Source organism: Mycolicibacterium sp. XJ662 (assembly GCF_053484035.1).
This window is the reverse complement of the sequence record NZ_JBEFTL010000007.1, coordinates 125796-138052: the sequence shown is the minus strand read 5'-3', so window position 1 is coordinate 138052 and position 12257 is coordinate 125796. Positions and strand designations below refer to the sequence as shown.

13 protein-coding genes are annotated in these 12257 nt (G+C 67.1%); 5 read left to right on the top strand and 8 right to left on the bottom strand.

The genetic code is table 11. From position 1 onward, the window contains the following. Positions 1-34 precede the first annotated feature (34 nt). The gene (locus tag ABQE93_RS18870) at positions 35-202 is read left to right on the top strand and encodes a DUF3117 domain-containing protein (protein WP_066857137.1); all 168 of its coding nucleotides are present in this window, start codon (positions 35-37) and stop codon (positions 200-202) included. A gap of 11 nt (positions 203-213) precedes the next feature. Here ABQE93_RS18870 and glgA read toward each other — a convergent pair whose 3' ends face one another. Continuing rightward, positions 214-1377 carry a glycogen synthase gene (gene glgA / locus ABQE93_RS18865; RefSeq protein WP_448409581.1) on the bottom strand — a complete coding sequence of 388 codons (1164 nt, stop codon included), beginning with the start codon at positions 1375-1377 and terminating at the stop codon, positions 214-216. Positions 1378-1468: 91 nt separating this feature from the next. Here glgA and glgC point away from each other — a divergent pair, with 91 nt between their 5' ends. Beyond that, a complete protein-coding gene (gene glgC, locus ABQE93_RS18860; protein WP_448409582.1) occupies positions 1469-2683 on the top strand; it encodes a glucose-1-phosphate adenylyltransferase in 1215 nt (404 codons plus the stop codon). Here glgC and ABQE93_RS18855 read toward each other — a convergent pair. The 7 genes from ABQE93_RS18855 to ABQE93_RS18825 all read right to left on the bottom strand — a co-directional run bounded on the left by ABQE93_RS18855 (position 2680) and on the right by ABQE93_RS18825 (position 9293). Beyond that, positions 2680-3264, bottom strand: coding sequence for a DUF4126 domain-containing protein (locus tag ABQE93_RS18855; protein WP_448409583.1), 585 nt, complete (start codon positions 3262-3264; stop codon positions 2680-2682). The genes glgC and ABQE93_RS18855 overlap by 4 nt on opposite strands. A 34-nt stretch (positions 3265-3298) precedes the next feature. Continuing rightward, positions 3299-4582, bottom strand: a complete 1284-nt coding sequence (locus ABQE93_RS18850; RefSeq protein ID WP_448409585.1) for a DUF222 domain-containing protein — start codon at positions 4580-4582, stop codon at positions 3299-3301. 85 nt (positions 4583-4667) lie between these two features. Continuing rightward, the gene (locus ABQE93_RS18845; protein ID WP_448409586.1) at positions 4668-5342 is read right to left on the bottom strand and encodes a methyltransferase family protein; all 675 of its coding nucleotides are present in this window, start codon (positions 5340-5342) and stop codon (positions 4668-4670) included. A gap of 2 nt (positions 5343-5344) precedes the next feature. Continuing rightward, positions 5345-6961 (bottom strand): ABC transporter permease, encoded by a 1617-nt coding sequence (locus ABQE93_RS18840; RefSeq protein WP_448409587.1) that lies wholly within the window; start codon positions 6959-6961, stop codon positions 5345-5347. Further along, entirely contained in the window at positions 6958-7878 is a 921-nt protein-coding gene (locus tag ABQE93_RS18835; protein WP_448409589.1) for an ABC transporter ATP-binding protein, read from the bottom strand. The genes ABQE93_RS18840 and ABQE93_RS18835 overlap by 4 nt, the downstream gene beginning before the upstream one ends. Further along, entirely contained in the window at positions 7850-8530 is a 681-nt protein-coding gene (locus ABQE93_RS18830; protein ID WP_448409590.1) for a TetR/AcrR family transcriptional regulator, read from the bottom strand. The genes ABQE93_RS18835 and ABQE93_RS18830 overlap by 29 nt, the downstream gene beginning before the upstream one ends. Before the next feature lie 103 nt (positions 8531-8633). After that, on the bottom strand, positions 8634-9293 hold the full coding sequence (locus ABQE93_RS18825; RefSeq protein ID WP_448409591.1) for an O-methyltransferase: 660 nt from the start codon (positions 9291-9293) through the stop codon (positions 8634-8636). A 177-nt stretch (positions 9294-9470) separates the two neighbouring features. On the opposite strand from ABQE93_RS18825, the gene sigE reads away from it, so the two are divergent. From sigE to htrA, 3 genes are all read left to right on the top strand, one after another. Further along, on the top strand, positions 9471-10229 hold the full coding sequence (gene sigE, locus ABQE93_RS18820; protein WP_448409592.1) for an RNA polymerase sigma factor SigE: 759 nt from the start codon (positions 9471-9473) through the stop codon (positions 10227-10229). A 75-nt stretch (positions 10230-10304) separates the two neighbouring features. Continuing rightward, on the top strand, positions 10305-10700 hold the full coding sequence (gene rseA, locus ABQE93_RS18815; RefSeq protein WP_448409593.1) for an anti-sigma E factor RseA: 396 nt from the start codon (positions 10305-10307) through the stop codon (positions 10698-10700). Positions 10701-10766: 66 nt separating this feature from the next. Then, on the top strand, positions 10767-12257 hold the full coding sequence (gene htrA / locus ABQE93_RS18810) for a serine protease HtrA (RefSeq protein WP_448409595.1): 1491 nt from the start codon (positions 10767-10769) through the stop codon (positions 12255-12257).

Below are 12257 nucleotides of genomic sequence, written 5' to 3'. Positions count from 1 at the left end.
CCCGGCGGGCGGTTCATTGTGGAGGGAGCACTCGATGGCGGCGATGAAGCCCCGGACCGGAGACGGTCCACTGGAAGCGACGAAGGAGGGGCGCGGCATCGTGATGCGAGTACCACTGGAGGGCGGTGGGCGACTCGTCGTCGAGTTGACCCCTGACGAAGCCGCGGCCCTCGGCGAAGAGCTGAAGAACGTCACCAGCTAGTCCGCTCGGGTCTACGCACAGACCTTGCGGTAGATCTCGAGCGTCTGTTCGGCGATATGCGCCCAGGAGAATTCCTGGATGCACCGCTGCCTGCCTGCCTGACCGTAGCGGTGCGCCGTATCCGGATCGCCCACCAGCTCGTTGACCGCCTGGGCCAGCCGTTCCTCGAACGCCGCAGGGTCGTTCGGGTCATAGCTCACCAGCAGGCCGGTCTCGCGGTCCGCCACCACCTCGGGGATGCCCCCGACATTGGAAGCCACCACCGCCGTCGCGCATGCCATCGCTTCGAGGTTGACGATGCCCAGCGGTTCATACACTGACGGGCACACGAAAGCGGTTGCAGCCGAGAGTATTTCGCGGATCTTGGTGACCGGCAGCATTTCCCGGACCCAGAACACGCCGCTGCGCGCGCGGGCGAGCTCCTGCACGGCTTCGGTCACCTCCGCCGCGATCTCGGGGGTGTCGGGGGCTCCGGCGCACAGCACCAGCTGAACGTCGGGCGCGAACCGGTGCGCCGCGGCGACCAGATGGGCGACGCCTTTCTGCCGGGTGATGCGTCCGACGAACGCCACGATCGGCCGCGACATGTCCACACCCAGCTCGGCCAGCACCGACTCGCGCGCCTCGGGCACCACCGGATACCAGACGTCGGTGTCGATGCCGTTGCGCACTACGTGGACTCGGTTGGGATCCAGCGCGGGATAGGTGCGCAGCACGTCGTCGCGCATGCCCGAGCTGACCGCGATGACCGCGTCGGCGCCTTCCATCGCCGTCTTCTCCACCCACGACGACACCCGGTAGCCGCCGCCGAGCTGTTCGGCCTTCCACGGCCGCATCGGCTCGAGGGAATGCGCGGTCACCACGTGCGGGATGCCGTAGAGCAGCGCCGCCAGATGCCCGGCAAGCCCGGTGTACCAGGTGTGAGAATGCACGACGGTGGCCTGTGCGGCGGTGTTGGTCATGGCGAGATCCGCGGACAGCATCGACAACGCCGGGTTCGCGCCCGACAGGGCCGGATCGGGTTGCGCGACGACGGCGTCGGCCCTGGGCGCACCCATGCAGTGCACGTCGACCTCACACAGCCGGCGCAGTTGCGCGACGAGCTCGGTGACGTGCACCCCGGCCCCGCCGTAGACCTCGGGCGGGTACTCCCGGGTCATCATCGCCACCCGCATGGGATCGACGATAGTGACGGCCGCTCACCGCCGCAGCCCGATGTCGACGTGGGTGTTGGCAGTGAAGAGAACCGGCCGATAGGTTTGGAATATGAGGGAATTGCCACACGTGCTGGGCATTGTCCTGGCCGGCGGGGAGGGCAAGCGGCTGTATCCGCTGACAGCGGATCGGGCCAAACCGGCGGTTCCCTTCGGTGGCGCCTACCGGTTGATCGACTTCGTGCTGTCGAATCTGGTCAACGCCCGGTATCTGCGCATCTGCGTACTGACCCAGTACAAGTCGCATTCACTGGACCGCCATATCTCGCAGAACTGGCGGCTGTCCGGGCTGGCGGGTGAGTACATCACCCCGGTGCCGGCCCAGCAGCGGCTGGGCCCACGGTGGTACACGGGTTCGGCCGACGCCATCTACCAGTCGATGAACCTCATCTACGACGAGGATCCCGACTACATCGTCGTGTTCGGCGCCGATCACGTCTACCGGATGGACCCCGAGCAGATGGTCCGCTTCCACATCGAGAGCGGCGCAGGCGCGACCGTCGCCGGTATCCGGGTGCCGCGCGCCGAGGCCACCGCGTTCGGCGTCATCGACGCCGACGAGTCCGGGCGCATCCGCAGCTTCATCGAGAAGCCTGCCGACCCGCCGGGCACACCGGACAATCCCGACGAGGCGTTCGTGTCGATGGGCAACTACATCTTCACCACGAAGGTGCTCATCGACGCGATCCGCGCGGACGCCGAGGACGACCACTCCGACCACGACATGGGCGGCGACATCATTCCCCGGCTGGTCACCGATGGGATGGCCGCCGTCTACGACTTCAACAACAACGAGGTCCCCGGCGCCACCGAACGCGATCACGGCTACTGGCGTGACGTCGGAACCCTCGACGCGTTCTACGACGCGCATATGGATCTGGTGTCGGTGCACCCGGTGTTCAACCTGTACAACAAGCGCTGGCCGATCCGCGGTGAGATGGAGATGCTGGCGCCGGCGAAATTCGTCAACGGCGGCTCGGCGCAGGAGTCGGTGGTCGGTGCGGGCAGCATCGTTTCGGCTGCGTCCGTTCGTAATTCGGTGCTGTCCTCCAACGTCGTCGTCGACGACGGGGCCATCGTGGAGGGCAGCGTGATCATGCCGGGAACGCGGGTGGGCCGCGGCGCGGTGGTGCGCCGCGCCATCCTGGACAAGAACGTCGTGGTCGGCCCCGGCGAGATGGTGGGCGTGGACCTCGACAAGGACCGCGAACGGTTCGCGATCAGCACCGGCGGTGTGGTCGCGGTCGGCAAGGGCGTCTGGATCTAAGCCTCGGTTGGGTGGCGTCGACGTCGGCGTCGTAGCCGCACCGCCGCCCAGCCCAACACGATCACCACCACGAGCACCAACACCGGAACCAGAATCGCCAGGAAGACCAGGCCGACGCTGGTGGCGTCCTCGACGGTGCTCAACACGGGGGCAGCGACCCCGGCGGTCGCGACGTTGGCAACAGGACGCACCGACGACTTGGTCAGCGAAACCACCAGCGCCACAACAACACCGAGGAGCACCGGGATCCACTGCCCGGACTGGGCGAACGCGCCGGGGTCGGTGACCGCCGAGGTCTGCGCCGCGGTGCCCGACCCGAACACGATGCCGCCCGCCGTCGGACGCACGAAGGTCTGGACGGCGTCGTTGACGGTGTCGAGTGCGGGCACCTTGTCGGCGAGGATCTCGATGACAAGCAGCACCGCGACGATCAGCATCACCCAGCCGTTCTCCAGCCAGGCCCAGCCCTGCGGCAACGTCACCAGGTCGGTGAACCGGGACAGTAAGCCGAGCGCCAGCAACGGTATGTAGGCGTTGAGCCCGGCAGCGGTCGCCAACCCGAACCCGGTCAGCACTTCCATGCGATCAGTATGGGCGCACGCCAGCGAAACCCAATCAGGCAGCGTCGCGCCAGGCCAAAACGTCGGCGAAGGCGATCTCGATGCTGCTCGCCGGGGATCGGTGCGAGCTGGGCAGTGGTGGCGCCTTGGATCTGTGGCGGGCCTTGGTCGGAGTGGTGATCTCGGAGGTGTGGGTGCTGTCTTCGTCGCGCCGGGTGGTGACCCGCCAGCCCGGGGCTTCCTTGGCGTAGTTGCAGGCTTCGCAGTCGCCGAGACCGTTCAGCTCGCTAGTCTGTCCACCCGCGGCGTGGGCGGTTGCGTGGTCGGTGTGTCGGATTGGGGCATCGCAGTATGGGGTCCGGCAGGTGTCATCGCGGAAGGCGATGAACTTTGCGAGGGCTTTGGGGAACAGGCGGGCCCGGGATTCCATGGCGACCAGCGCACCGGAGGACGGGTGGCGGTACAGGCGGCGCAGCGTGGCTTTGGAGCGTTCGTCGGCGATCGCGAGGCTGGCCAAGCGGCGGGCGATTGCGGCGGGGATCGGCCCGTAGCCCGGAACGCGTGCCGGAGTCGGGTCATCGCCCAACAGGGTCTCATCGGTCAGGACGAGGTCGACCGCGATCGGGGTCGGAACGTCGGCCGGTTGGCCGGTTACGCGTTCGACGAGCGTATCGGCCATCACCTGGCCGCCCGAGCGGTCGTCGAACGTGGTGTCGGCTTGCCGTCGTAACGCTGCATACACGCTGATGCCCTGGGTCAGCGGCAGCAGCGCGGTCACATAGACCATGTTGTCGGGTGCTGGACGGGTGGTCACGGTGCGCTCGCGCTCGGCGCGCACCGCGCGGTCGACGACCGCTTGCGGGTCCAGTTCGTAAGCAATGGCCCTTGCGTCGGCGGCGATCCGCTTATCGCCTTTTCCTTCGAGTTCGGATTGATCCGCGCACATCCTCGCATCGAGGTTTCCGCGGTCTTCCGCGGTCAAGCAGGCCGACTCGCGCACGATGAGGGTGGCCCGCCATTCCGACAGTGTTCCTGCCTCGAGCGCCGCGAGCGTATGGGGCATCTCGTAGACGAGCGCCTTGGCGAAACCCAGATGACGATTGCCTCGATTCGGCGAATCATGCCGAGCCAACGCGATCTCGCTGGCCAGAGCGCGACAGCGTTTGGCGGCGGGAATCCCTTCGGCTTCCTCGCGGGCGCGGCGCTTTTGGTCAAGTGCGGCGGTGAGCCTGGCCTGCCCGGCGGCCGCGACGGCCTTGAAGTGTTCGAGTTCGGCGATGCACTCGACCAGCGTCGCCTCATCGGCATCGGTGTCGAGGACCGCCAAGGTATCGAACATATGTGCGACTATAGCGGAAGGGCGCGCCAAATTTTGCGAGGTATTCGTGGGCTGTGGATAACTACGCGGGCGCACCCGTCGGCGCTCACCAGACGTAGGGCACCAACCGGTAGTGCACCTTCTCGGTGTATTCGTCGTAGCCCGCCAGTTCCTCGCGCAGCATGGACTCCTCGTCGAGAACGCGAACCGCGAGGATCAGCAGCGACGGCAGGATCGCCAGCAGGCCCCAGTACGAGTCCAGCGCAAGCGGTGTGCCGATCAACATGACCAGCGTCCCGAGGTACATCGGATGACGCACCACGCTGTAGAGGCCCGTCGTCACCAGCTGCTGCTCGGCCTCCACTGTGATGGTGGCGCCCGCGAAGTTGTTCTGGATGACCACGATCTGTGCGACGGTGAGCCCCACCCACACCAGCACGTTGCCGACGATGACGAATGCCGTCGGCACGTTCGACCAACCGAATCGGTGATCGAGTGCGCTGATCACCAAGACTGCGATGACCGCCAGGATCGTGGCGGCGATGATGAGCTTCTGCACCGTGCGGCTTTCGGCGAACGGCCCAGCACGCATGCGCCGACGCAATGCCTCGGGCATCCGCACCGCCAGGTAGACGGTGGGACCCATAGTCCCCACGATGAACACCGCGATGAAAACCCAAGCCTGCCAGTAGTGGAACGTACCGGCGGGCCAGAACAACGCCAGGCCGAAAAACGCCAATCCGAAAACGGAAGAGGCCAGCACTTGCAACGCGGTCTTCATGGCTACACGGCGTCGCGTCGACGATAGATCAGCCCGGCGCACAACGTCAGTACGGCCGCGGCGACCACCATCACCGCCATCGCCGTCACGGGCACGTCCATCGGTGTCGTGGTCTGGCCGACCGGTGAGAGGTCGAGCAGCCACTGCGGAAGTCGCAGTAGCGCACCGAGATACAGCGACACGATCACGAACGTGACCACAAGCCAGGCGATCCACGTCTGCCGCAGCGCGAACGCGAGCGCCGCGACGCCCGCGATCACCGCCATCGCCGGAACGTGCGCCAACGCGGCCAGGGTGAGCCGGATGACGTCGTCGGGTTCACCCAGTGCGATACCGGCGCCCAAACCGTTGCCCAGACCCGCACTGAAGAGCAGCACGGTCGCACCGGCCAGCGACACCGCCACCGTCGAAAGCAGCCAACGCCACCGGGATACCGACCCGGCCAGCACCGCCTCGGCGATCCCCGACTGTTCGTCGGCGTTGAGCCGCAACACGGTGATCGCGACGAACGCGGTGGCCGCCGCTGCCAGGAACTGGGTCATCGAGGTGTAGATCCCGTCGTTGCCCTGCGTGGAGAGCATGCGCGCGATCAACTCGTTTTCCTCGGCCATGTCCAACAGCGACTTGGTCAACGACCCGAACGACAGGCCGGCGAGGAACAATCCGATCGACCAGCCGATGATCTGACCGCGCTGCTGCACGAGGTTGAGCCCGAACAGGCCGCGGATCCGTGGCGCGCCGGGATGGGTACCGCCGGACGGCAGCCTGCCCGCGTCGTACTCGCGGGAGCGTTGCAGCACCGCGGCCGCCACCAGGAGGGCGCCGGCCAGAGCCGCCAGCATGGCCAAGGGCCACCACCGCAGATCGACGAACGCCCGCATCTGTTGCGCCCAGGCGATGGGGGAGCACCAACTCAGCACGCTGCCCGAATGCTCGATCACATCACCGACCCCGCGCACCACCACGGCAGCGGCCAGCACCGCCATCGCCATCCCGGTCGCCATCCGCGACGTGCGCCACAGCTGCGCGGTCACCGCGGCCACGCCAGCGAACACCATCGCCACACCCGCGATGCCGAAGCTCACCCCCGCGGAGTCGACCAGTTCCAGGCCGGCGGCGGCCGTCGCGGCGGTCATCGTCACCGCCAGCACCGCGAACAGACCCGCGACGAGGACGATCGCCGCACCGGTTCGCGCATACCGGCCGACCGGCGCGGCCAGCACCAATTCAGCCGCGCCGCTTTCCTCTTCGGCTCGCGTGTGACGCACCACGGTGAGAATCGCCAGGATCGAGGCGGCGACAATGACGCTGAGCATGACCTCGTTGGCGAACATCGCGCCGATGTCGGTTTCGTTGCGCCCGAACATCGGACCGCTGAACATGATCCCGGCCGGGGTCTTGATCAGGTTGGCCCGCGCGATGCGGTCGGCTTCGTCCGGATAGGCCAATTCGAACGCGGCGGGGGTGTACCACATCGTCAAAGTCAGCGCCGCGATCCACACCGGCAACCGGACGCGGTCGCGGCGCAACGCCAGGGCGACCAGCCGGCCGACACCGGTCAGCGAAGAGTCCGTTTGGCGCACATGGCGGGCGGCCGCAGTGGTCGGTGAGGCGGTCATCGTTGCGTCCCTTGGTATTCCCGCAGGAACATGTCTTCGAGGGAGGCCGGGGACACGGTCAGCTCGTCGATGCCCAACGTGGTCAACTGGCTCATGGCGCGATCCAGGTCGTTGCGGTCGACCGAGAAGGTGTTCGAACCGTCCTCGACCGTGAGGTCGTGGACGTAAGCCGCCGAACGCAACCCGTCGACGGGCGAGCGGGTGCGCACCTTGACCGTGGTGCGCATCAGGTGCCGCAACTCGGCGAGGCGCCCCGAGCGCACGGTGACGCCGGCGCGGATGATCGTCACCGAGTCACAGAGGCGCTCCACCTCGGCGAGGACGTGGCTGGACAGGAGAACCGATGCCCCGCTGTCGGCCGCCTCCTGTACACACCGCTGAAACGCCCTGTCCATCAACGGGTCCAGGCCTGATGTGGGTTCGTCGAGGATGTAGAGCTCGGCGTTGGTGCTGAACGCCGCGATCAGCGCAACCTTCTGCCGGTTGCCTTTGGAGTAGGTGCGGGCCTTCTTGTCGGGGTCGAGCTCGAAGCGTTCGATCAACTCGTCACGCCGCTTGGTGTCGAACTCGTCGCGAAGGCTGGCCAGAAAGTCGATCGCCTGCCCGCCGGTCAGGTTGGGCCACAACGTCACATCGCCGGGGACGTAGGCGATCCGCCGGTGCAGCGCCACCGCGTCGTGCCACGGATCGCCGCCCAGCAGCTTCACCGAGCCGCCGTCGGCGCGCAGCAACCCGAGCAGGACGCGGATGGTCGTCGACTTGCCCGAGCCGTTTGGCCCCAGAAAGCCCGCGATGCTGCCAGGTTCGACGACCATGTCCAAACCGTCGAGCGCTTTGGTGGTTCCGAAATGCTTTTTCAGCCCACGGATTTCGACAGCCGGTGCGGTGTCAACTCGTGGCGGCGACGTCGTCGTCATCTGGCTCTCCTTGTTCGATCATCCGCTGCGCCTCGTGTTGTGTGCGAAACGCGTCGTACATGGTGGCGTCGGCCATCACACCCGCGGTGTAAATCTCGAGGGCGGGCAGCATCATTTCCTCGCTGTAGTCGCGCAGCACCGCACGCAAATCTGTTGGGTTGTCGTGTAATTGCAGGTACAGCAGGAACCCGCCGCTGCCGCTGAGCACCATGTACCTGGCTCTGGCCGCGGGGTCGCGACTGGTTTTGAGCACGCCGTTGCGGACGCCCTCGGCCATGTACTCCTCGGCATCGGCCATCATCTTGCGCCACAGTGTCTTCGCCAACTCGCTGCCGGACTGCATGCTGCGCACCAGGTAGGCCATCAGCGGGGCGTAGGACTCGATCTCGGCCATCTGCGCGAACCACGTCGCCGGATCGTTGGCCTGCATCGACTCCAACTTGCCGCTGCGGACCTCCTCGGCGATGTGGTCGTCGCACGCCTTGCGCAGGCCCTCTTTAGACCCGAAGTGGTGGATTACCAGCGCCGCGGAGACACCCGCGGCCTCGGCGATCGCCCGCAGGCCGACCTGGAAGCCGTGCTGGCCCCACTGGTCGATCGCGGCATCGCGGATTCTCGCGGGAGCTGTGCGATCGTCGGAGGCTGAACGCATGTTCAATACACTAAACGCACGTTCAGCCGCGGGTCAAGGTTTGTGTGCGTTCAGGCGCGCTGAGCGCAACAAAACGCACACGAATCGCGCAAGGAGGGGAAATTCAGTCGCGGGCGGCGGCGAGCAGGCCGTCGCCCAGCGGGATCAGCACCGGGGTGAGCCGCTCATCCTCGGCGATCAGCCGCGCGGCCTCGCGCACCGCGGTGACCTCGGCGTCGTTGGCGCGCGCATCCCCGGCGCGACCGTCCAAGGCGGCGCGGTGCACGACGATCGCACCGCCGGGCCGCAGCAGCCGCACGCCCTCGGTGACGAACTGCGGTTGATCCACCGGATCGGCGTCGATGAACACCAGATCGTAGGACTCATCGGCCAGCCGGGTGAGCACATCCTGTGCCCGGCCGCTGATCAGCCGGGTGCGGCCGGGCCCGATACCGGCCTCGGTGTAGGCCTGCTTGGCGATGCGCTGATGTTCGGGTTCCACATCGATGGTGGTGAGCACGCCGTCCTCACGCATACCCGACAGCAGCCACAGCCCGCTGATGCCTGCGCCGGTGCCGACTTCGACGACGGCCTTGGCGCCGGTCATCTTGGCCAGCACGCACAGCAGCGCACCGACGGCGGGGGTGACCGCGCCGGCACCGATGTCGTCGGCGCGTTCGCGGGCGGCCGCGACGATCGCGTCCTCGGAGATCGACTGCTCGGCGTGCGCGACGATCGACTCAGCGCGGCTTTGCTGACCGCTGCTGTCGTCGGTGCTTGCCATGCCCGCAGCGTAGAGCCAACCGAGGCGGCCCGACACCCCGACACGCCCGGGCCGACACCGTAGTTCTCGCCCGTCGCGGCCCGGTTTCCGCAGGTGAAAAATGGGTAGAAAGCATTCTCAGGAAATGTTCAGTTTGCTCATATGCGAAGCACACCAGGGTCGGAGACCGTATTGCCCATGGACGACGGCACACGCTGGCATTCCGGGAATACGCGCCGCAATTTGGACGTTTCCGCCGATATCGAGCCGTCGATTCGTGATGGCGGCTGTGACCAGGAGGAAGTGACGATCATTTCAAGTGCGCCCACCGCTCCGGTGTCCATGACCCGTTTCGAGCAGTACACCGATGGAACGTGGGTGGAGCCGTCTGACGAACCCACCGGCACCGCGATCTTCGACGCCACCGGTGACAAGTCGACGATGCCGTCGTGGGACGACCTGGTGCGTCAGCACGCCGACCGGGTGTACCGCCTGGCCTACCGGCTCTCCGGCAACCAGCATGACGCCGAGGACCTCACGCAGGAGACCTTCATCCGCGTGTTCCGGTCCGTGCAGAACTATCAGCCCGGCACGTTCGAGGGCTGGCTGCACCGCATCACCACGAACCTGTTCCTCGACATGGTCCGCAGGCGCGGGCGCATCCGCATGGAAGCACTGCCCGAGGACTACGACCGGGTGCCCGCCGAGGACCCCAACCCCGAGCAGATCTACCACGACTCGCGGCTGGGCCCCGACCTGCAGGCCGCCCTGGACTCGCTGCCGCCGGAGTTCCGTGCTGCGGTGGTGCTGTGCGATATCGAGGGGCTGTCCTACGAGGAGATCGGCGCCACGCTCGACGTCAAGCTCGGCACCGTGCGCAGCCGCATCCACCGCGGACGCCAGGCGTTGCGCGAATATCTGGCCAAGCACAGCAACGAGACGGCCAAAACCGCCTGACCTTTGCAGGTCTAAGCGCACGCGCCGCGCTACATTCGAGTAAGCACCGACAAGCGAAACGAGAGGAGCTCGGTGATGGTCGACCGGGGACATGTGTTCCGTCGGGCGTTTTCCTGGCTGCCTTCTCAGTTCGCGTCGCAGAGCGACGCACCGGTCGGACCGCGTCAGTTCAGCTCCACCGAGCACCTTTCGACCGAGGCCATCGCCGCGTTCGTCGACGGCGAGCTACGGATGAACGCCCACCTGCGCGCGGCCAGCCATATGTCGATGTGTCCGCAGTGCGCGGCCGAGGTGGACGCCCAGCGCCAGGCGCGTGCGGCGTTGCGGGATTCGCACCCGATCGTCGTGCCGACGGAGTTGTTGGGCCTGTTATCGGAGATCCCGCGTTCTGCTCCGCATCAATCGCCGGCCGAGTCCGAACCGACGCAGTTTGCTGGAGACGCGACGCGGTCTCGGCGTAAGCGCCGGTAGGGTGGTGCGGACACGACAGCGGCCTGCGTTTGCGGCCGCGGGCGCTTCCACAGGGGTGATAAACGGGTGACCAATCTGGACCAGTCCGGCCGTGAGCGCCTCGAACCGCGCCCCGTCTCGCGTCCGCCGGTTGATCCGGCGGCGCGACGTGTGTTCAGCCGCCCCGACGGGGTCAGCGGATCTTTCGTAGGCCAGGACCGCTACCGCGATCAATCCGAGTTCACCCCGAAGGACCGCACGCCGGACCCGGTGCTGGCCGAAGCGTTCGCCCGTCCGCACCCGGCGGTCGACTCGCTACAGCGTCATCCCGCCGACGTCGGCGCGCTGGAAGCCGAACGCGCGGGACCGGGCGCCGACCCGGCGGCCGATCCGTGGCGCGATCCGGCGGCTCCGGTGGCGTTGGGCACCCCCGCGCTTCAGGAAGCACCGCACGCGCCGGTCAGCGTCAGCATGGGCAAGCTCAGCGTGCGCGACGTGCTGTTCGGCGGCAGGGTGTCCTATGTCGCGCTGGCGGTTCTCGGCATCGCCGCGATAGTGGTCGGGTTCGCCGGCGGTTGGGTCGGACGCACGACGGCCGAGGTGACCGAGGCCTTCACGACATCGAAGGTGACGTTGAACACCAGCGACACCGGCCAGCCGCCCGAGGGCCGGTTCGCCAAAGTGGCTGCGGCCGTCGCAGATTCGGTGGTCACCATCGAGGCGAAAAGCGACCAGGAGGGCTCGCAGGGCTCAGGTGTGGTCGTCGACGAGCGCGGTTACATCGTCACCAACAACCACGTCATCTCCGAGGCAGCCAACAACCCGAGCAAGTACAAGATGACCGTGGTGTTCAACGACGGCGAGGAGGTGCCCGCCAATCTGGTTGGGCGCGACCCCAAAACCGACCTGGCCGTGTTGAAGGTCGACAACGTCGACAACCTCACCGTGGCCAAAATGGGTGACTCCGACACGCTGGAGGTCGGCGACGAGGTGATCGCCGCGGGCGCCCCGCTGGGACTGCGCAGCACCGTGACCGCCGGCATCATCAGCGCGCTGAATCGACCGGTGCCGCTGTCGGGCGACGGCTCCGACACCGACACCGTCATCGACGGTCTGCAGACCGACGCACCCATCAACCACGGCAACTCCGGCGGACCGCTGATCGACATGGACGGCAACGTCATCGGTATCAACACCGCGGGCAAGTCGCTGTCGGAGAGTGCCAGCGGGCTCGGCTTCGCCATCCCGGTCAACGAAGTGAAAGCCGTTGTGGAGACGCTGATCCGGGACGGCAAGATCGCCCATCCGACGCTGGGTCTGACGGCGCGCTCGGTGAGCAACGAGCTGGCATCCGGGGCGCAGGTGGCCAACGTGAAGGCCGGCAGCCCCGCGGAGCGCGCGGGCATCCTGGAGAACGACGTCGTCGTCAAGGTGGGTGACCGCAAGGTCGCCGACGCCGACGAGTTCGTCGTCGCGGTGCGCCAGCTTCAGGTGGACCAGCCGGCCCCGATCGAGGTGCTGCGTGACGGCCGCCCCGTCACGCTGACGATCACCCCGATCCCCGACAACACCGTCTGA